Annotated in this window: 13 protein-coding genes; 8 read left to right on the plus strand and 5 right to left on the minus strand. The window is 64.6% G+C overall.

The window, feature by feature from the left end; all coding sequences use genetic code 11:
* From ABWP22_RS15545 to ABWP22_RS15555, 3 genes are all read right to left on the minus strand, one after another.
* A partial coding sequence (locus ABWP22_RS15545) for a DUF5690 family protein (protein WP_353200905.1) occupies positions 1-503 on the minus strand: 503 nt, incomplete at its 3' end.
* 153 nt (positions 504-656) lie between these two features.
* Positions 657-1,445 carry an SDR family oxidoreductase gene (locus ABWP22_RS15550; protein WP_353200906.1) on the minus strand — a complete coding sequence of 263 codons (789 nt, stop codon included), beginning with the start codon at positions 1,443-1,445 and terminating at the stop codon, positions 657-659.
* 92 nt (positions 1,446-1,537) lie between these two features.
* Positions 1,538-2,818: a spinster family MFS transporter gene (locus tag ABWP22_RS15555; protein WP_353200907.1), complete on the minus strand. Its 1,281-nt coding sequence runs from the start codon at positions 2,816-2,818 to the stop codon at positions 1,538-1,540.
* 471 nt (positions 2,819-3,289) lie between these two features.
* On the opposite strand from ABWP22_RS15555, the gene ABWP22_RS15560 reads away from it, so the two are divergent.
* The 3 genes from ABWP22_RS15560 to ABWP22_RS15570 all read left to right on the plus strand — a co-directional run bounded on the left by ABWP22_RS15560 (position 3,290) and on the right by ABWP22_RS15570 (position 6,894).
* The gene (locus ABWP22_RS15560; RefSeq protein ID WP_353200908.1) at positions 3,290-4,555 is read left to right on the plus strand and encodes a YdcF family protein; all 1,266 of its coding nucleotides are present in this window, start codon (positions 3,290-3,292) and stop codon (positions 4,553-4,555) included.
* A gap of 78 nt (positions 4,556-4,633) precedes the next feature.
* Complete coding sequence (locus ABWP22_RS15565; RefSeq protein ID WP_353200909.1) at positions 4,634-6,325, plus strand: alpha/beta hydrolase family protein; 1,692 nt, start codon at positions 4,634-4,636, stop codon at positions 6,323-6,325.
* Positions 6,326-6,480: 155 nt separating this feature from the next.
* On the plus strand, positions 6,481-6,894 hold the full coding sequence (locus tag ABWP22_RS15570) for an acyl-CoA thioesterase (protein WP_353200910.1): 414 nt from the start codon (positions 6,481-6,483) through the stop codon (positions 6,892-6,894).
* A gap of 463 nt (positions 6,895-7,357) precedes the next feature.
* Here ABWP22_RS15570 and ABWP22_RS15575 read toward each other — a convergent pair whose 3' ends face one another.
* Positions 7,358-9,940 carry a TonB-dependent receptor gene (locus tag ABWP22_RS15575; RefSeq protein ID WP_353200911.1) on the minus strand — a complete coding sequence of 861 codons (2,583 nt, stop codon included), beginning with the start codon at positions 9,938-9,940 and terminating at the stop codon, positions 7,358-7,360.
* 166 nt (positions 9,941-10,106) lie between these two features.
* Here ABWP22_RS15575 and ABWP22_RS15580 point away from each other — a divergent pair, with 166 nt between their 5' ends.
* On the plus strand, positions 10,107-10,751 hold the full coding sequence (locus ABWP22_RS15580; RefSeq protein WP_353200912.1) for a GntR family transcriptional regulator: 645 nt from the start codon (positions 10,107-10,109) through the stop codon (positions 10,749-10,751).
* A gap of 40 nt (positions 10,752-10,791) precedes the next feature.
* Here ABWP22_RS15580 and ABWP22_RS15585 read toward each other — a convergent pair whose 3' ends face one another.
* Positions 10,792-11,430 (minus strand): isochorismatase family protein, encoded by a 639-nt coding sequence (locus ABWP22_RS15585; RefSeq protein WP_353200913.1) that lies wholly within the window; start codon positions 11,428-11,430, stop codon positions 10,792-10,794.
* A gap of 64 nt (positions 11,431-11,494) precedes the next feature.
* Between ABWP22_RS15585 and ABWP22_RS15590 the strand changes: the two genes are divergently transcribed.
* From ABWP22_RS15590 to ABWP22_RS15605, 4 genes are read left to right on the plus strand one after another with little or no spacing between them, the layout of a single operon-like run.
* Complete coding sequence (locus ABWP22_RS15590; protein WP_353200914.1) at positions 11,495-12,427, plus strand: hydroxymethylglutaryl-CoA lyase; 933 nt, start codon at positions 11,495-11,497, stop codon at positions 12,425-12,427.
* The gene (locus tag ABWP22_RS15595; protein ID WP_353200915.1) at positions 12,424-14,460 is read left to right on the plus strand and encodes a hydantoinase/oxoprolinase family protein; all 2,037 of its coding nucleotides are present in this window, start codon (positions 12,424-12,426) and stop codon (positions 14,458-14,460) included. Before ABWP22_RS15590 ends, ABWP22_RS15595 begins: the two co-directional genes overlap by 4 nt.
* A gap of 11 nt (positions 14,461-14,471) precedes the next feature.
* The gene (locus ABWP22_RS15600) at positions 14,472-16,364 is read left to right on the plus strand and encodes a hydantoinase B/oxoprolinase family protein (RefSeq protein ID WP_353200916.1); all 1,893 of its coding nucleotides are present in this window, start codon (positions 14,472-14,474) and stop codon (positions 16,362-16,364) included.
* Positions 16,361-17,560, plus strand: coding sequence for a CaiB/BaiF CoA transferase family protein (locus ABWP22_RS15605; protein ID WP_353200917.1), 1,200 nt, complete (start codon positions 16,361-16,363; stop codon positions 17,558-17,560). Before ABWP22_RS15600 ends, ABWP22_RS15605 begins: the two co-directional genes overlap by 4 nt.
* Positions 17,561-17,970: the final 410 nt, after the last annotated feature.

Genomic DNA, 17,970 nt, shown 5'->3' on the forward strand with positions numbered 1-17,970 from the left:
GACTTGACCACACCCGAGGCCAGGATGAACGCCCCGCACAGCATGGCCCCCAAAAGCTCGGTGGTGCGCCGCCCTTCCAGATAGCTGAACACCAGCCCCCAGATCATCCCGAGTGCAAAGCCGTTGATCAGGATGCAGACCAGACCCAACAAAGGCGGCAGCACCGCAAAGGCCACCAGGCCGAGCCATGAAATGAAGATCAGGCCGAAGATGGCGGTGGCCCGGCCCGTGCGGCCAAAGCCGGCCATCACCCTGATGCCGATCAGCTTGGAAGCGGCATAACCCACCACCTGCACGATCACGAGCGCCGTCTTGTAATCGAGGCCGAAGGGGTGAAACCCGACATCCGTCCACCCCGCCACGGCCAGCGGCTTGCGGAAGGCATACATGGCAAAATAGGCCGCAAAGGCCGCCAACCCGCCCAGCAGCAGCCGCGGCATGTCGCCGGCCATGCCCAGCCCTGCGGGCGCTTGCCCGCGCGGATCCTGTTCCTGCATGCCCATCAACATCTGGGTCTGGTAAACAGGAAATGCGGCAGGCTGGTTACACGCCGGAATGAACCGGACTGATCATGTGCCCCCCAGCCCGCCAGGCCCGCCGGCAAGGCCGGCTTTGGCAAAGCGTGAAATGATGCGCGCCGCCGCCACGATGAAATATTATCCGTCGAATGCCGAACCGGTATTGGCGTGGGCAACGCCGCCGTCGACCGTGAGGGTTTCACCAACGACATAATCGCCGGCGCGGCTCGCCAGATAGATGGCCGCACCGGCCATATCCGCGTCCACGCCAATGCGCCTTGCCGGAATGGCCTTCGCCACCCGCTCCCCCTGATCGCGCGCAACCCGGTTCATCTCGCTGGCAAACGCGCCCGGTGCGATCGACGTGACGTGGATGGCATCCTGCACAAGTCGCGCTGCCATGCGCTTCGTGAGATAGATCAGCGCCGATTTGGAGGCGTGATAACTGTAGGTTTCCTGCGGATTGAGCCGCATCCCGTCGATCGATGTGATGTTGATGACCTTGGCCGGTTGCTCGCGGCGGCCTGACGCTTTCAGCAAGTCGTGCAGGGCCTGGGTGAGGAAGAACGGCGATTTGACGTTCAGGTCCATCACCTTGTCCCAGCCGCTTTCCGGAAACACATCAAAGGCGGCACCCCAGGCGGCACCGGCATTGTTGACCAGGATATCGAGCCGGGTTTCATGCTGCGCCAGTTGCGCCGCCAGGGCCTGGCAGCCGGCGACCGTCGAGACATCCTGCGGCAGCGCGATGCAATTGGGCCCCAGTTCGGCGGCCGCTTCGAGGCACACTGCTGCCTTGCGTGACGAGATATAGACTTTGGCGCCTTGGGCGATGAAGCCGGCGGCGATCATCTTGCCGATGCCGCGGCTGCCGCCCGTGACCAGGGCGACCCGGCCATCAAGCCGGAACAAACTGCTGGTGTCCATGTCAGGTGCCTTTCAAGCTGCGATTCAGCCTTGTGTCGCCGGGATGGGGCGCGATGTGAACTGCCAAATTTGCGCCAACCGGTCGCCGGATATCACGCGGCCGTTTGCAGCAATGATGTCCCGCGCATCGAGCGTGCCGCCATCAGATGCGCGCCGATCGTCAACAGGATGACCGGAAACAGCGCCATATAACCAACCACAAGCGACTGTTCGGCGCCTTGCGCCGTCGCCAGATCGCTGATGAAGCCGATATAGAGCGGCCCGCCGCCAAGCCCGATCAGATTGAGGATGAACAGCAAAGTTGCCCCGGCCAGGCTGCGCTGCGAGGGCGGCGCCGCATTCTGGACGACGGTAAGCGCCGGTGCCAGATACATGTTGTTGAGCAGCGCCGGGACCGCCATGAAGGCAAGGGCGCTCTGCCAGGTCGGCGCCAGGATCACCCCCGCCAGTGCCGGCAAGGTCAGCGCAAAGGCGATGGCCGGCACCCAGGCATACCAGCGGCGGTCGCGCCGCCCCAGCCGGTCGACCAGCCAGCCGGCAGCGAATGTTCCGATGAAACCGGTCACCCCCAGCACCAGGCTGTAATAGGCTGCGACCTCGGTCAGGCTCATGCCCTTGACGCGTTCGAGGAAGGGCGGGTTCCAGCTCAGCATCGCATAGCCGACAAACGCCGACAGCCCGGACGACAGGGCCGTCAACAGCATCGTGCGGTTGCCGAAGAAGGTCGCCAGCCCGGCGCCGATGCCTTGCGGCGCATCATGCACCGCAGCGCCCGACGGCAACGGATCGAGTCCGCCGCGTTTCGGTTCGCGGATCACCAGCAGCAGCAGCCCCGCCAGCACGATCCCCGGCAGGCCGACCGCGATGAAGGCGGTGCGCCAGCCATAATGCGCGGCCACCCAACCGCCGACCGCCACGCCGAGCGCCGAACCGACCGGCACGCCCAACGAATAGATCGCCAGCCCGGTGCCGCGCTCTTCCGGCGGGAAATAATCGGAAATCAGGCTGTACGATGGCGGCGATCCGCCGGCCTCGCCCGCGCCGACCATCACCCGTGACAGCGCGAGTTGGGTGAAATTCGTCGCCAGGCCGCAGACAACGGTAAACAGGCTCCAGATTCCACAGGCCGCCGCCATGATCGAAACCCGGCGATAGCGATCCGACAGCCAGGCCACGGGCAGGCCGCAGGTCGTGTAGAACAAAGCGAAGGTCAGCCCGGTCAGCATGCCGAGCTGGGTATCGGAAAGCCCCATCTCGATGCGGATCGGCTCCTGCAGGATCGACATGATCTGCCGGTCCATGAAATTGAACGTGTAGACGACCGCGAGAAACGACACGACGGTGTAGCGATAGCGGCCTTGTGCGGTCTGCATGCCCTCGGACGCCCTTTTCCCCCGGACCTGTGTGGTCCCCAATTACGCGCTGGTCCGCTGACCCATCCCCTGCCCGGCGCTGCCGTGGCAGGACGTTCTATGCTGCCAAGCCGATTTGACGGGCAAGCAGTTTCTGTTCCCGTGCCATCTGGCGAGGCGTGCGAAGCGCGCCATCGAGGCGGATGATCACCGGCTTGCAAGCCGGCCAATGGCCGCTGTCGACCCTTTTGCGGCCATTCGCGGCTTCGACTGCGAATGGCCGCTTCGGGCATTTCCGGACGCTCCAATGAACTTGCCCGAACTGTGCTCGTGCGTTGACGCCTCTGTCCAACCCGTCGCGGTTCAGTTCCAGCACGGCGATCCACGCCCGGCCGCTGTTCGGCTGCAATCTCTGCCTCAAGCTGACCAAGGCGTGGTAAAGCCGGGCGAGCGTCGTTATGAGATGCAATCTGCTGGCCGGGAGAGCGTAACGTGAAAAGTGCCTCCATGATCGGTGCGGCCGCAGGCGTGCTGGCGATGTCTTCGGCAATGGCGTGGCAAGGTCCGGCCGTGGCGATGAGCCCGCCCGGCTATGCAGCACCCTTCGCCGAGTCACTTGAAACGCTGAACTTTCCGCTGCTGGCGATGATCAGGTTGGCGCCGGGTTGGGCACCGGCGCTGCGCGCTGATCCGGCCTTGCAGGCGCTGGCAACGGCGCGGGCGCAGCGGGTGGCCGCTGCCTGCACGCCGCGGCCCGATTGTCTGGCCGAGGCCTGGGCGTGGACTCCGGGCGATATTGCCGCCGTCACCGCCGCCCTGCGCTCGGTGGCGGCGCGTCCGAGCATGGCCGACGGGCTGGTGCACCGCCATATGCGCGCCTCTGGCCGGTTTGCGCGCCATGCGGCGCTTGCCGATGCCGACCTGTTGGCGGCGGCGTGGGCCGATACCGCCGCTGGCCTGAATAATCTGGTTGCGGTGTATGGCGCCGGCAGGCCGCCGCGCTATCCGGCGATCGATGCCATCATCTTCGATGTGAAGCGGCCGGAGTTTGCGGCGGTGCTGGATGCCCATGCCCGCGTGACCCAAGCCGCGGCGCGGCCCGATGATCTGGTGTTTGATCCGTCGCTGCGCTTTGGCACCGGGCTGCTGCGCCTGAACGAGCGCACCGACGCCGCCACCTTTCGGCCGTTGCTGGCCGGCGAGAACGCGGCGGCGGTGGCACAGCTTCGCCGCACGCGCTGGCGCGATTATCGCTATCCGGCGCTGCTGGTGTTCGGCCATGGCCCCGAAGACGCGCAATCGCGCACCGGCGCGCTCGGCCATATCCGCATGGCGCGCGCCGCCGATCTGTTCGCCCGGCGCCTGGCCCCGTTCATCATTGTCAGCGGCGGCAATGTTCACCCCAATCGCACGCCGTTCAACGAAGCCATCGAAATGAAACGCCTGTTGATCGGGCAGTACGGCATCCCGGCCGATCGCATCCTGATCGAGCCGCATGCAAGGCACACCACCACCAATCTGCGCAACAGCGCGCGCCTGCTGTTTGCCGCCGGCTTCCCGACCGATCAGCCGTCGCTGATCGTCACCGATCCGACGACGGCGCCCTATATCGGCAGCACGCTGCTGCAGGAACGGACGCGGGCGGAAGCCGGCGTGCTGCCGGGCGTGGTGGCGCCGGCAGCCACGCCCTTCGCCTTTGAATTCCGCCCCGACCGCGCGGCCTTTCATGTCGAACCGCTGGATCCGCTCGATCCCTGACCAAGCGCAATGGACAATGGGGGTCACGGCAGAGCGATGCTATTGCCGGGGTGACACATCGAACGGGGGGGTGCGCCGATGCGCAGGGGCTGGTGGTTGTTTCTGATGGGGCTGGCCCTGATCCTGGGTGGATCCTGGCAGGCTGGCCGCATCCAGACCGCGGGTGGCATAAAGCTGCAGGATGTCCGCTTCCGCTCGCCGGCCGGCACCGAGATGAGTGGGCTGCTGTATGTGCCGGCCGGCGCCACTGCGGCGACGCCGGCACCGGGCATCCTTGCTGTCCACGGCTATATCAACAGCCGCGAGACGCAGGATGGGTTCGCCATCGAATTCGCCCGTCGCGGCTATGTCGTGCTGGCGCTGGACCAGACCGGCCATGGTTACTCCGGCGGCGCGGCGTTTTCCGAAGGCTTTGGCGGCCCGGCCGGGCTGGCCTGGCTGCGCGCACTGCCGATGGTCGACAAGGCCAACATCGGCCTGGAAGGCCATAGCATGGGCGGCTGGACCGTCCTTGCGGCAGCCGCCGCCATGCCCGATGCGTACCGCGCGATCGTGCTGGAAGGGTCATCGACCGGCAAGCCGTTCGCCGCCGATGGCACGCCGGCCTGGCCCCGCAATCTGGCGCTGGTGTTCAGCCGATATGACGAGTTTTCCAAGCTGATGTGGGATGTGGACCGCGCGCAGGATGTTGCGCGCAGCGCCAAATTGCAGGCGCTGTTCGGCACTGCCACCATAGAACCGGGCCGCATTTATGGCGACATCGCTGCCGGCACGGCACGGCGGCTGACACAGCCAACCGCGACCCACCCAGGCGATCACATCAGCCATGCCGCGATCGGCGATGCAATCGACTGGTTCGGCCGCACGCTGCAGGGCGGTACGCCGCTGCCTGCGGCGGACCAGATCTGGTTCGGCAAGGAAGTCGCGACGGGAATCGCGCTCGTCGGCTTCGTCGCCCTGCTGGTCGGCAGTTACGATCTGTTGCTGGCGCTGCCGGTTTTCGCGGCGCTGCGCCGCGCGCCGCAGCGGCCGGCGCTGTATCGCCGCGACCGCCGCTGGTGGCAACAGTTCGCGCTGTCGGCGCTGCTGCCGGCCATCAGCTTCTTCCCGGCGTTCATCGCGGTGACGTTGCTGTTGCCGCCATCGGCGTTGCTGCCGCAGACGGTCACGACCCAGGTGGTGTTCTGGGCGCTGATCAATGCCGGGCTGACGTTGCTGCTGTCGCGGTTCGGCCACCCGGGACCGCCGCTCACGCCGCCACAGTGGCTGCGATCGGCCGTGCTGGCATTGGTGACCGCTGCCATCGGCTATCTGGCGCTGATGGCGATGGCGGCGTGGTTCACAATCGATTTTCGGTTCTGGGTGGTGGCACTGAAGCCGCTCAGCTTCGACCAGTTGCGGATCGCGCTGGTCTATCTGGTGCCCATCAGCTTTGCCCAGATCGTGACTCTGGGCGCGCTCGGCCGACTTGCGGTGGGAAATGACGGCCGGATCGGGCGCTATGGCGCAGCCATGCTGGCGCTGGCGGCCGGTTTCCTGCTGCTGCTCGCCGTCGACTATGGCATCTTCTTTGCGACGGGCCGACTGCCGACGGCGTTCGATCCCCTGACCAGCGTCATCGCCATCCAGTTCGTCCCGTTGCTCGCCGCAATTGCCGCCATCGGCACCTTCACCCGGGCACGAACCGGCAACGCCGTCGCCGGCGGCTTGCTGTGTGGACTGCTGGTGACCTGGTATGTCGTTGCAGGCACCGCCACACAGGTCGCCTGACGTGACCGAACGCTATTGCCACGGCGCCGCGGTTCTGATGGAAATATGGCAAGTTGGGCCATGGATGATCCGGCCGGTTTGATGGCGTTCGGTTGGCGCGTGATAGCGCCATTTTTGGTGGTGGCGGCTCGGGTTGGCCAATTTGGGGGCATCGGATGACGACACAATCCACGTTTCGGGAACCAGCGATCCGGATCACCGCAATGCCGGCAGATGCCAATCCGGCAGGCGACATTTTTGGCGGATGGCTGATGGCGCACATGGACATGGCAGCAGGCATCGTTGCAGCCCGGCGCTGCAAAGGGCGGGCGGCGACCGTCGCTGTGGAGGCGATGAAATTTCTCCAGCCGGTGCGCGTCGGCGACGAGGTGTCCGTCTATGCAGACCTGGTGCAGACTGGACGCACGTCCATGGTCATCGAGGTCGAGGCATGGCGTCGCGATCGAACAGGCCATGAACGGACACGGGTCACCCAGGCGCGTTTTGTGTTCGTGGCAATAGATGCAGAACGCCGGCAGCGGGCCATCCCGCCGTTGGAAGAGCATGACCTGCCAAGCCAGAGCCAGTGAACGAAATTCATTTGGCAAGCCCGTTGCGGACGGCCGGGCGGCGCTGCGGCCGGGATCCGCAGAATTGGGGCGTACTCACCCAGATCGCCCGTGGCGTCGCTGAACGCGCCAGTCCTCGTGTCCAGTGTCACGCAAAGCCTGTGCGCAGCGGCTTTCCTGGCGGCCCCGTCCAGCCGCATTCTGCGCGCAAGCAAGCGCGATCGTGCCACTTTTCCAGTTCGTCCGCGAGCGGCCTGGTCTTGGCGTAACGGATCGGGATCGAACCCGTTCGGGCGCGGCTTGCCTTCTCATCCTCTGCAAGGTGAGCCGGCAAACCGGCTTCGCCGCCATCACCGCGACAACACGACGGCGATGATCGTTGAAACAGGGCCGGATCCTGGCTGGCCACGAAGGCCCAGCCAGACGCTTGAATCGGAAGATCCGCCAAGGGGAATCCTCCGATTCAAGCAGATCGATTTCGGTTCTAGAACTTGAACCCGGCCTCCACGCCAATGATCCGGCGCTGCCCTGGCGAGATGAACGATCCGCCGAACTCGATCGCCGGGATCACCTCGTTGAGGAACTGCTTGTCGAAGGCGTTGTTGGCAAAGGCCGTCAACGTCCAGTTGTCGCCTTCGATCCCGGCGCGCAGATTGAGCACGCCAAAGGCGTCGCGACGCGTCACGCTGAAATTGGCATTGCCCACCGCCGCCGGCAGCGCCAGCGTGCTGATCGGCAACAGGCCGCTGAACAGCGTCGGCTTGATTTGCGCCTGCACCGAATGGAACCATGTCGGGCCGGTGACGCGATAATCGGCGCGCAGCACGCCGCGCAGGCTGTCGGTCACCGGGATCACCGCCTGGGTCCCGAAATTCAGCGTATAGTCGGCGGTATAGGGTGACTTGTTGCCGACGGTATCGGGACGGCTGCTGTTCTTCTTGATCTCGCTGCCGGTGACGTTCCCCGAGCCGAACACCGACCAGCCATCGATGATCTTGGCGGTGACGTTCAATTCGCCGCCATAGACATCCACCTTGTCGATGTTCGAGACAACGCGCAGCAGGCCAAAGCCGCCGACGAAGAACTCGAAGAACTGCATGTCGGTGATCTTGGTATAATAGCCGGCCAGATCATAGGTGATGCGGCCACCCATGAACGCGCCCTTCACCCCGGCTTCGAAGGCGCTCGACCTTTCCTTGCGGAACTTGTCGTTGATCGCCACGTCGGCGTCGATCGCCGGGATCACCGGGTTGTTGAAGTTGGCGTTGACGATGGCGGCGGAGCCCTGGTTGTTGAAGCCGCCCGATTTGAAGCCGATGCCCCAATTGGCATAGACCACAGCTTCATCGGCGGCCTTCCAGCTGAGTGTCAACTTGGGCTGCAACTGCTTGAAGGTCGCGTTCTGCGGCGGTATCGGCCCGCCGACCTGACCGGGATTGAGCGGTCCGCCGGTGATCGGATCCCTGACGAAGGGGACGAGATTGGTCGTCGACCGATCCTCGATGTCATAGCGCAGTGCCAGACCTGCGGTGACCGTCTCGGTCGGCTTGTAATCGACCGAACCGAAACCGGCGTAGACATTGGTCCTGAACTTGTCGTGGAACAGTTGCGACGTCGGATTGCTGCTGCCCGGTGCGTTGTACAGCGTCGGCAACACACCCTGGCCGAGATCGGCGCCAAGGCTGACCCCGGTTTCGCGATTGAGCGTCAGAAGATAGGCACCGATCGACCAGCTGAGCGGGCCGTCACCCTTCGACGACAGGCGCACTTCAGCCGAAAAATCATTCTGGTCGCGCGTCTGCAACTGGGTGCCGTCGCAGGTCGATGGCGAATAGGCGCCGAAGGTCGAGCCGTTGACCGGATCGAAGATGAACGGCGTCGGCACCTTGCCGATGAAGGTCGGAGGGTTGAGCCGGAAGCCGGTCAACTGCGCCGTTGTCGCAAAGCATTTGTTGCTCACCGCCACGCTCGTCGGCGTCGCGCCGGGGAAGGTGTAGCGGGCGAAATCAGCCGAGGTGCCATCGGCCGTCAGGCTTTGGGTGACATCGGTGTACTGCGCCCAGGCCGTCAGCTTCATGGTTTCGAACTCATGGTCGACCTTTGCCGAAAACTCGTAGGTTTTCATGTCGTTGGTCGGCTTGATATTCGAATAGTAACGGAAGGGATGGGTGTTGACGTCTTCAAAGAACGCCTTGTTGACCCCGGCGAAATTGGGCAGGTGGAACGAGGCGTTGAAGTTGATCGAGGCGCCCGAAAGCCGGGCGTAGCGGCCCTTCACATCGAGGCTGGTGTTGTCGCCCAACTGCGCGATGATGCGGCCATCGAGACCATAGCTTTCCTGATTGTCGACGGTCTTGCTGTTGCCGAGAAATTCATTGCGCCAGAAGCCGTCGGTGGTGCGATAATTGCCCGACAGCACAAAGCCGATGCCATCGGCGATCGGCCCGGCGACATAGGCGGTGACATCGCCGGTCTTGAGTTCGCCATAGCTGGCCTTGATGGCGCCTTCGAAGTGATCGCCGGGCTTGACCGTGGTCACGACAATCGCCCCGGCGGCCGCATTGCGGCCGTAAATGGCACCCTGCGGCCCCTTGAGCACTTCAATCTGGCGCAGCGTGCCCTGGACCTGATTCAACTGCGCGGTGTTGGTCTTCAGGATACCGTCAACCACCAGCGCGACACTCGATTCGGCATCGCGGGCGCCGTTCATGCCCCGAATGTTGATCTGGGTATCGCCCGCCTCGGCAGTGCCGGTGACAATGGTGACGCCGGGGGTCAGCTGCAGGAAGTCCTGCGCCCGCACCACGCCGGTGCGCGCCAGTGTCTCGGCAGTCAACACGCTCACCGAGGCCGGAACATCGATCAACCGTTCGGTGTTGCGACGCGCCGTGACGAGGATTTCGCCATCATCGGCATCGGCAGCAGCGGTCGCCTGTGCCAGCGCCGGTGCCGAAACGCCGGCAAGCAGCCCTGCCGCCACCCCGGCAACGGCCAGCAATCGGCGGCTTGCCGTGCTGCCGGATGTCTGCCCGCGCTGTGCATCACTGCGACCCTGATTGTCTGCCATTGCTTCCCCCCTTGAACATCGCTCGATATGTCACGCCGGAAATCACGCGGATTTCGCATTAAACCAAAGCTAATGTATACAATTTACATGGGTCAAGCCCCGACCAGCCGGCAACGGGTTTTTGATCGGCCTTGCGTTTATTTTGTCACAGGGGAATGTCGTCGCCGTGTCCAAGGCCTCCGAACGCGCCTATGCCGAAATCCGCGGCCTGATCCTTTCAGGCGACGCGCCCCCCGGCACGCAGCTCACCGAGGCTCAGCTCGCCGATATTTGTGGTGTCTCTCGCACACCGGTCAGAGAAGCCCTGCGCCGCCTCGAAACCGAACTCTATCTCATCCGATCGGACAGCCAGCGCATCTTTGTCGCCGATTGGAACAGCGATGACCTCGCCGAAATGTTCACCCTGCGCGCCATGCTCGAAGCCCATGCCGCTGGCCGCGCCGCCACCCGCATCGATGGCGCAGCACTCGATCATTTGCGCGCCGCCAACGATCGCATTGCCGCCGCGGCCGCCGCAGACACCCCCGATGTCGCCACCTTCCTCAGCGAAAACCGCTGCTTCCACGATATCGTCATCGCCGCTGCCGGCTCCCCCCGCCTTGCCGCCATGCTGGCCGCCATTGTCGAGCAACCCGTCGTCCGGCGCACCGCCGCCCGCTATTCCCGCACCGAGCTCGCCCGCTCCATCCACGAACATGGCGAGCTCATCCAGGCCTTCGCCACCCGCGATGCCGATTGGGCCCGGGCGGTGATGACCGGCCATATCCGCCGGGCATTTCATGCGTTTTCTGCGGCCGAGCCGGTGGCCTAGGCGGGAACACGGAACTTGCACCGGCTGACCGCCGGACGCTCTACCGCTTCACCGCCGTCAGATAGGCCGCCGCCTGCGCTTCAGTGATCAGTTCGGCGGTCTTGGCCGCCAGATCGAACAGATTGGCCGCATGGACGCCGGCATTACGGTCTCCCACCGCATCGGTGACGATCAGGGGTATGAAGCCGTGACAGAGCGCATCGACGGCGGACGCGCGGACGCAGCCGGAGGTGGAAAGGCCGGTTATGACGATGGTGTCGACGCCCTGGGCATGGAGGGTTTCAGCGAGCCCGGTGCCGAAGAAGGCGCTGGGGAAATATTTGGTGATCACCGTGTCGCCGGGCAGTGGCGCCAGTTCGGCGGTGAATTCGCCGAGCGGATTGCCGGTTACAAACGATTTGAGCGCGGCAATCTTGCGATAGAAGACCCCACCTTCATGGCCATCGGCGCTGTATTCAACGCGGGTGAAGATGGCGGGCACGCCGGTGGCGCGCGCCGCGGCATGCAGCCGCGCCGCACTCGCCCGGGCGGTTTCGACACCGGCATAGAGCGGTGACACGGGATCGAAATAGGCCCGCGCAAAATCGATGAGGAGCAGCACCGGGCGGGCGCCGGGCTTGAGCGTGCCGCCAAAACCGGCGGCCGCATAATCCCTGTCCAGATCGGTCGCTGTCGCCACGGCTCTGCCTTTCGTTGCCGGCCGCCCCTATACAGGCGGCACGGCAATTTGTATACAAAAGCCCATGCGCCACAGCCCCATCCAGATCGTCGAGGTCTCCCCCCGGGACGGCCTGCAGAATGAGAAGGGCTTTGTTGAAACCGCCGACAAGCTGGCGCTGATCAACCGGCTGATCAGCATGGGGGCGACGCGGATCGAGGTGGCGAGCTTCGTCAACCCGCGCCGGGTCCCGCAGATGGCCGATGCCGAAGCGATTGTCGCCGGGCTGCCTGAGGCGCCGGGCGTGCGCTTCATCGGCCTGTGCCTCAATGAACGTGGCGTCGATCGCGCCATTGCCAGCCGCGACACGGGGGCACGGGGCCTTGATGAGGCCGGTTGCGTGCTGGTTTCGACCGATGGTTTCGGCATCATCAACCAGGGCCAGTCCGTTGCCGATGGCATTGTCGCCAACACCGCGATGTTGAAAAAGGCGCACGCTGCCGGGCTGTTTGCGCAGGTCACCATCTCTGCAGCGTTCGGCTGCCCCTATGAAGGTCATGTGCCGCCGCAGCGGGTGATCGATCTTGCCGCGCGCATGGCCGACGCAGGAGCGCAGGAGATCGCGTTGGCCGATACCATCGGCGTCGGCGTGCCAAGCCAGGTCGGCGATCTGGTTGGCGCCGTCATCGCCAAGATCGGCGCGATTCCGTTGCGGCTGCACCTGCACGACACGCGCGGGCTGGCGCCGGCCAACGCCTGGGCCGCGTATCAAGCCGGGTGCCGGGTGTTCGATTCGGCTTTGGGCGGGCTGGGCGGCTGCCCGTTCGCGCCGGGCGCCGCCGGCAACGTTGGCACCGAAGAACTGGTCTATCTGTTCGGCCGGTCGGGCGTGGCGACGGGCATCGACATCGATGCTGCGGTCGACGCCAACCACTGGTTCAGCCAGATCATGGGCCGTGAACTGCCCAGCCGTGTCGGCAAGGCCGGCGATTTCATCATCAAGGGGATTCGGGTTTGAGCTACAGGCTTGGCGTCGATGTCGGTGGCACGTTCACCGATCTGCTGGTCATCGATGATGAAACCGGCCGCACCTTTCGCGACAAGGTGCCTTCCACTCCGCATGATCCGTCCGAAGCGGTCATCGCGGGCGCGCGGCAACTGTGCGGGCGCGCCGGCATCAGGCCGGAAGAACTGGCGCTGTTCCTCCACGGCACCACGGTCGCGACCAACGCCGTGCTGGAGCACAAGATTGCCCGCGTCGGCCTGATCGTCACCGAAGGCTATCGCCACGTCCTGCAGATCGCGCGCAGTCTTGTCCCTGGCGGGCTGGCCGCGTGGATCGTGTGGCCCAAGCCGGAGCCGATGGCGCCGCTGGAAGCCACCATCGAGGCGCCGGAGCGCATCGGTGCCGATGGCCGCATTGTCCGGCCGCTCGACGAAGCGCAGTTGCGGTTGAACCTGAAGCGGCTGGCCGAGGAAAAGGTCGAGGCGATCACCGTCTGCCTGATCAACAGTTACATGAACGACGCACATGAACGCCGCGTCGCCGAAATCTGCGCCGAGGAACTGCCGGGGATTCCGGTGAGCATCAGCGCCGATATCCTGCCCGAAATGCAGGAATATGAGCGGACGCTGACCACGGTCGCCAACAGCGCGGTGCGGCCGACCGTGTCGCGCTATGTCGGCAATCTGGAGCGCGAGCTGACCAATTGGGGGACGCCGGCGAAACTGTCGCTGCTGCGATCGGACGGTGGCCTGATGTCCGCCGAAAAGAGCCGCAATGCGCCGGTGAACCTGCTGATGTCCGGCCCGGCCGGCGGTGTGGCGGGCGCCGTCTGGATCGCGAAGAACAGCGGCCACCCCAATGTGTTGACGCTCGACATGGGCGGGACCAGCACCGATGTGGCGTTGATCGAGGATTATCAGCCACGTCTGCGCCGTGAAACCAGCGTCGGGCATCTGACGGTGCGCGCCTCTTCGCTCGATGTGAAGACCGTCGGCGCCGGTGGCGGCTCGATTGCCAGCGTACCGGAATTGACCAGGGCCTTGCGGGTCGGCCCGCAATCGGCGGGTGCCGTCCCGGGCCCTGCGGCCTATGGGCGTGGCGGTGAACTGCCGACCGTGACCGATGCCAATGTCGTGCTCGGCTATCTGCCGGAAAATCTGCTCGGCGGGACGTTCAAGCTTGATCGCGAGGCGGCGCGGCGCAGCGTCCAGACGGTTGCCGATGCGCTCGGGCTGTCGCTGATGGAGGCCGCCGCCGGCATCGTCGCCATCGTCAACGAGACGATGTACGGCGCGCTGCGTCTGGTCTCGATCTCGCAAGGCTATGACCCGCGTGATTTCGCGCTGATGGCCTTCGGCGGCGCCGGGCCGCTGCATGGCAATGCGATGGGCACGCTGATGGGCAGTTGGCCGGTGATCATCCCGCCGTCGCCCGGCGTGCTGTGCGCCTATGGCGATGCGACGACGCGGTTGCGGGTGGATGCACAGCGCAGCTTCAACAAGCTGGTGACGCAAACCAGTGATGCCGAAGTCGGCGCGGTGATTGCCGAACTTGCGGCGCAAGTGACGGCGGAGCTTGAGGCCGAAGGCGTTGCCGCCGCCGACCAGGAGCTGCGCTTTGAAATCGATGTCCGCTATGCGGGGCAGGCGTTTGAAGTGCCGCTGACGGTGCCGCGCGGCGCTGATATCGCCGATCTGACCGCGCGTTTCGATGCCGAGCACAAGCGGCTGTTCACCTTCAACCTCGGCGTGCCGCAGGAACTGGTCAACATCCGGGTCGTGGCGCTCGGCAAGGCCGCGAATGTCGAGGCGGAACGCATTGCCAAGGGCGACGGCAACCCGATCACGGCCAAGGTTCGCGATCACGAGGTCTGGATGGATGGCGCCGCCCGACCGGCGGTGATTTACGACCGCAGCAAGTTGCGCGCCGGCGATGTCGTGCCCGGCCCGGCGATCGTCACCGAGATGGATTCGACCACGCTGGTGCATCTTGGCCATGCCGCCACCGTCGATGATTTCGGCAATCTCTTGATCAACCCGGCCTGAGGGGAAGACCGATGCCCGCCCAGATCATCGAAACCAACCCGGCGGCCTTTGCCCCGGTGAAGATCGACCCCGTCACCCTGGATATCGTCGAAAATGCCCTGCGCAACGCGCGCATCGAGATGGACGCGACGCTGGTGCGCACCGCCATGTCGCCGGGCATCCGTGAACAGGGCGATGCCTTTCCGCTGATCGCCAACCCCGCCGGCAAGATGATCGTCGGCCAGTTCGGCAGCTTCATCGACGGCTTCTTGCGCGGCTTTGACGGGACCATCGAGGAGGGCGACATGATCCTCCTGTCCGACCCGTACAGCTGCGAAGGCGCTGTCAGCCATTCCAACGACTGGCTGGTGCTGCTGCCGGTCTATCGCGGCGGGCGGCTGGTGGCCTGGACGGCCATGTTCGGCCACCAGAGCGATATCGGCGGCAAGGTGGCGGGTTCGATGCCGATCGATGCCCGCGCCATTTTCGAAGAAGGCGTCCGCATCCCGCCGGTGAAAATCTATGCCAAGGGCGTCTATAATGCCGATCTGATCCGGCTGATCATGCACCAGACCCGCAAGCCCGACTGGTGTGCCGCAGATTTGAATGCGCTGATCGCCGCCTGCCGCGTTGCCGCCCGCCGCGTCGAGGAAATGTGCGCGCGCTTCGGCGATGATGTCGTCGTCGCGGCGATGGACGATCTGCTGGCGCGCAATCACCGTGCCATGAAGGCGCTCATCGCCTCGTCGGTGTCCACCGATGCCGTCAGCTTCAGCGATTACATCTGCGACGATGGTGTCGGCTTCGGTCCCTACAAGATCAGCTGTTCGATGCAGCGCGTTGGCGACAAGGTGGTGCTCGATTTCGCCGGTACCGATCCGCAATCCGACGCGTCGATCAATTTCTATCTCAACGAGAACATGTTCAAGATGTTCTTTGGCATCTACATGATCATGGTCTTTGATCCGCAGATCATGTTCAATGACGGTTTCTACGATTTGATCGAGGTCAGGATTCCGCAAGGATCGCTGCTCAAACCCAATTATCCCGCCGCCCTGTCGGGCCGCACCCACGCGTTGGGCCGCATCTTCGATATTCTGGGTGGTCTGCTCGGCCAGCGCACCCCGGAATTCCTCTGCGCCGCGGGTTTCTCGTCGTCGCCGCACCTGATGTATTCGGGCCGCGACACGCGTGCTGGCAAGAATGGCGAATGGTTCCAGCTTTTCCAGATCGGTTTCGGCGGCATCCCCGGCAAGCCGTTCGGCGACGGCCCCGATGGCCACAGCCTGTGGCCGGGCTTCACCAATGTGCCGAACGAGTTCCTCGAACGCTATTTCCCGCTGCGCATTGAACGCTATGAGGCGCTGGCCGACACGGGCGGCGCCGGCCTCAACCGGGGCGGCAACGGCATCTTGATGAGCTATCGCTTCCTCGCCGCCGGCACCGTCAGTATCCATGATGACCGCTGGTTCACCTATCCCTGGGGCGTCAACGGCGGCGCGCCCGGCACCCGCGCCCGCAAGATCCTCGAAAAGCCCGATGGCACCCAGACCATCGTCGCCAACAAGCTCGACAGCCTCGATGTCGAAGCCGATGACGTGCTGCACTTCATCACCTGGGGCGGCGGCGGCTGGGGCGATCCGCTGCAGCGCGATCCGGCGTTGGTCGCCAAGGAAATCCGTCAGGGACTGGTCAGCGTTGCCGGCGCCCGCGCCTATGGCGTCGTCGTCGCTGCGGACGGCAGCGTGGATGCCGCCGCCACTGCCGCATTGCGTGCCGACATGGCTGCTGCGCCCAAGCCGGCGAATGACCTGTTCAATTTCGGCGGCGACATCGAAGCGTTGCGCGCCACCTGCCTGGCCGAAACCGGCCTGCCGGCGCCGAAGCCGCCGGTCTGGCACCACGTCGCGATCGCAGCCGAATGAGCTTTGCCGAAAACACCGGACCCCTGAAGGGCATCCGTGTCGTTGAAATGGGTCAGCTGATCGCCGGCCCGTTTTGCGGCCAGTTGCTGGGGGACATGGGCGCCGAGATCATCAAGCTGGAACCGCCGGGCCAGGGCGACCCGATGCGGGTTTGGGGTCGTGGCGATTACCCGCTGTGGTGGGAGGTCGTCGCGCGCAACAAGAAGGCCGTGAGTGCCGATCTGCGCAAACCCGAAGGCCAGGCGCTGGCCAGACGGCTGATCGCCAGCGCTGATATCCTCATCGAAAATTTCCGCCCCGGCACGCTGGAAAAATGGGGCATGAGCCCCGAAGCGCTGCACGTTGAAAACCCGCGGCTGATCATTGTCCGTGTCTCGGGCTATGGCCAGACCGGACCCTATTCGGGCCGCGCCGGTTTTGGCGGCATCGGCGAGGCGATGGGCGGCTGGCGCGCCATTGTCGGCGATCCGGACCGGCCACCATCGCGGATGGGCGTGTCCATCGGCGACAGCCTTGCCGCCACCTATGGCTGCATGGGAGCGCTCGCAGCGCTTCGCCATCGCGATGCGACCGGCGAAGGCCAGGTCGTCGATTCATCGCTCTATGAAGCGGTCTTGCAGGTGATGGAAAGCCTTGTCCCCGAATATGCCGCCTCGGGCTATGTCCGCGAACGCTCGGGCTCGGCCCTGCCCGGCATCGCGCCGTCGAACGTCTATCCGACCAGCGACGGCGAATATCTGATCGGTGCCAACCAGGATTCGGTGTTCGGCCGGCTGTGCACCGCGATGGGCCGCCCGGAACTGGCGAAGGACCCGCGCTACATCGATCATGTCAGCCGTGGCCGCAACCAGGCCGAACTCGACGCACTGATCGGCGACTGGACCCGGACACTAACCATCGACGAAGTCGAGGCGCTGATGATCGAGAATGGCGTCCCGGCCGGCAAACTCTATCGCCCGCAGGACATGCTCGACGATCCGCACTTCCAGGCGCGTGAGGCGATCATTGACGTGCCAAGCGATCGCTGGGGGACGGTCAAGATGCAGAATGTCTTTCCGAAACTGTCGAAGACGCCCGGCGCGGTGCGCCGCGCCGCACCACCGACGATCGGGCATGACAATTACAGCGTTTATGGCGAGGTGCTCGGGATGAGCGCAGACGAGATCGCCGACCTGAAGGCGCGGGGCGTGATCTAGGCCGTGAACTCATGAGTTCCGCTTCCACAACGTCCCGCCGGCCGGCGTCAGCATCCGATAAAGCCCCTTTTCGTCGGCCACCTTGCAGGCGGCATCACCGGGCTTGAAAGCACGGATCGTGGAATCGGTCAGAGCGATGTGAGGGCGTTCTGTTTGGGAGCCTTTGAAAAGGCCCCCAGATTGCGCCGGCTATCGGCGAAAGCCGGCGGCCAAGCCCGCATGCCATATATATGATTTTCTTGGTTTTTCATCCTTCAGCGCATGTTGGCGAAGGGAGGAATGATGCACCAAACAGCACAAAACTGGGCACTGGAATCATTGGGAAATTCGCCTAGAGCGGATTTCGACGTCGCTAAATCGATGGGGGATTCCCAAAGCGGCTGATTTCTGATTCAGAATCCTTGCTGGTG

It is taken from the genome of Sandarakinorhabdus sp. (assembly GCF_040398665.1).
GTDB lineage: Bacteria > Pseudomonadota > Alphaproteobacteria > Sphingomonadales > Sphingomonadaceae > Sandarakinorhabdus.

Coding starts and splice junctions, on each gene's coding strand:
- ABWP22_RS15550 (WP_353200906.1), bottom strand. CDS start 1,445: ATGGACACCAGCAGTTTGTTCCGGCTTGATGGCCGGGTCGCCCTGGTC.
- ABWP22_RS15555 (WP_353200907.1), bottom strand. CDS start 2,818: ATGCAGACCGCACAAGGCCGCTATCGCTACACCGTCGTGTCGTTTCTC.
- ABWP22_RS15565 (WP_353200909.1), top strand. CDS start 4,634: ATGCGCAGGGGCTGGTGGTTGTTTCTGATGGGGCTGGCCCTGATCCTG.
- ABWP22_RS15570 (WP_353200910.1), top strand. CDS start 6,481: ATGACGACACAATCCACGTTTCGGGAACCAGCGATCCGGATCACCGCA.
- ABWP22_RS15575 (WP_353200911.1), bottom strand. CDS start 9,940: ATGGCAGACAATCAGGGTCGCAGTGATGCACAGCGCGGGCAGACATCC.
- ABWP22_RS15590 (WP_353200914.1), top strand. CDS start 11,495: ATGCGCCACAGCCCCATCCAGATCGTCGAGGTCTCCCCCCGGGACGGC.
- ABWP22_RS15600 (WP_353200916.1), top strand. CDS start 14,472: ATGCCCGCCCAGATCATCGAAACCAACCCGGCGGCCTTTGCCCCGGTG.
- ABWP22_RS15605 (WP_353200917.1), top strand. CDS start 16,361: ATGAGCTTTGCCGAAAACACCGGACCCCTGAAGGGCATCCGTGTCGTT.